Origin of the sequence: Pseudomonas sp., assembly GCF_049645325.1 — a bacterium.
GTDB lineage: Bacteria > Pseudomonadota > Gammaproteobacteria > Pseudomonadales > Pseudomonadaceae > Aquipseudomonas.
In genome coordinates, this window is the sequence record NZ_JBARTQ010000172.1 from 1 (window position 1) to 2,304 (window position 2,304).

Sequence of the window (2,304 nt, forward strand, 5' to 3'; positions counted from 1 at the left end):
AGCACGATCCGGATTTTCTCCTCCGCGGAAAACCTCCGGCGCGTCTTGCGACGGATGTCACGCACGGCGGCCTCACTCGATTGTGTCTTTCTTCTTGGCATGGGACACTCCTCAGCAGGGCTTTCGCTTTCGGCAAAGTGTCTCTTAACTCAGAGCCCTTTTGTATCCGAGTTCAGCTGACGGGATACATCGTACACCTGGCAGTTCAAACAGGAGCCGGGCCTGAAGAAGCAAACCATCGCAGCGCAGTACTTTTACGGCGTCAGCCTTGGGAATGCATGGCAGCTCAGTGCGTGTCCTACGTGGTCGTTTGATCGCGACACCAGGCAACTCACGTTTCCGCTCGGGATCGGCATCAACAAGATGGTCGTTTTTCCAAAGAGGAACAAACCCTTGCAAGTGGGGGTCGAGCTCTGGGGCTACCCCGCGCAGGACAATACCCTGGGGCCGGTATGGCAACTTCGCGTCGTCGTAATACCCATGTCCACTATCCCTTGGCAGAAGAAGAAGCAAAAAGAAATGGCTGCCGCCGCCACTACTGCAATGCGGCCGCCACCACGATTCTAGCTGTGTGAAGGGAGATCCCGAAAATGAAGACTGCCAACTGGACCCTGTTGTTGGCCGGTGCGGTGCTGCTGCTCCTGGCCGCCACGGTCTCCTGTGACCGTGGTTCGGCTCCCGACACGGCTCCCGACACGCCGACACCGGCACCCGATGTCACGACCGCCAAGCCGGCTCTCACCTCGGCCGAGATGAAGAACCTCGTCCGGCGCTCGTACCAGTACGTCGCCCTGTTCAACACGCTCAACAACTTTGCCGTGAACGCAAAGAATCCGTTCGCCACCGGTGGGTGGAACAAGACCCATTATCCTCAGGGCCTGATGGACGCCTCGGTCCGCGCCATCCCGCGACCGAATAATGACACGCTCTACGTTCTGTCGACACTGGACCTGCGCCAGGACGCAGTGGTCATTCACTACCCCGCATTCAACTCCAAGTTCGTTTCCTTGGAGACCTCGGCGCTGGACCATTACGTCGAAATCCCGCTCGCGACCTCGAAGGGCGATTTCAAGAAGCCGACGAGCATCCTCTACTACTCGGCCCGCACCAAGGGCTACGGGGGCGAGCCGGTCGAGGGGGTGGACAAGATCATGGAAATGTCCGGCGACTACGCGATCGCATTCCTGCGAGTCATGCCCGAGGCGAACGACCCGGCGAAGTTCAAGGCCAACATGGCTGCGATCCAAAAGGTGAAGCTCCAGACCTTGCAGGAGTTCCAAGGCAAGCCCGCGAAGCCGGCCGACCCGAAAACCATGCCGGCCTACAGCGACGACGCCCAGGTCTTCGCCAACAACTTCCAGGAAGCCATGCAGTTCGTCTTCAATCACACCACCTTTGACCCGAAGAACGAGATGGATCAGGCGGCGCTTGCGGCACTCAAGAGGGTCGGCGTCGAGCCGGGCAAGCCGTACGACGTCGAAAAGGTCCCCGGGGTTGACGCAAAACAGCTCGCAGCGGTGGCGGCGGAGATCGCGAAGAAGCAGAACGCGATCTGGGAAGACCCCAAGGCAGCCGCTCCTTTCATGCCCAAGCTGTTCCAGCCCAAGGGCCAGATGGACCTCGACACCATGGTGCTGCAATCGGTTGTGGGTCCTCTCGGCCAGCCGGCTGACCAGGCAATGTATCCCGGGGTGGCGACGAGCGACGGCAAACCGATGAACGCGCGGAACGACTATGTGATCCGTATGACCAAGGACGAGCTGCCCCCCGCCAAGGCCTTCTGGTCCGCGACGCTCTACGATACCAAGCAGGGCTTCTTCATTCCCAATAAACAGAAGAAATACAGCGTCGGTCAGAACGCTGGGATGAAGTTGAACGCGTCCGGCGGCATCGAGATCCACATCGCCGCCGAACGGCCGAAAGGCGTGCCAGCGGAGAACTGGCTGCCGATCACCCGCGGGGATCTGGGGATCGATATCATCATGCGCGTCTATGTACCCGACCTGAAACAGATGAAGACCTGGAAAGCACCGATGGCTGAAACGGTCAGCCCATAGTGGGCGCCGGAACCGTCATGGCATCACCGTACCGATACAGACGGGTAACTGATCGGGCAATGAATGGGCCGTTTTGGGGCCGTTCTGGCTCAGGCGGTCGCCGTGTAGCTCTGGTAGTGTCAGCTCCAGGGAACTGTGAAAGGAAACAAGATGAAACATTTACAAGAGTTCAACCTTCTGCTCTGCGTGTTGAGCGTATCCATGCTTTTCGTTGCGTGCGCTGAAACAGAATGTGCAGAGACGGACG

General features: G+C 59.1%; 1 protein-coding gene. It reads left to right on the forward strand.

Translation table 11 applies throughout. The features are described from left to right. The first annotated feature begins 590 nt into the window (after positions 1-590). Positions 591-2,057, forward strand: a complete 1,467-nt coding sequence (locus WBB95_RS07710; RefSeq protein ID WP_424487027.1) for a DUF1214 domain-containing protein — start codon at positions 591-593, stop codon at positions 2,055-2,057. Positions 2,058-2,304: the final 247 nt, after the last annotated feature.

What these genes read in the sequence shown, in the direction of transcription:
- WBB95_RS07710 (WP_424487027.1), top strand. Translation starts at nt 591, where the DNA reads ATGAAGACTGCCAACTGGACCCTGTTGTTGGCCGGTGCGGTGCTGCTG.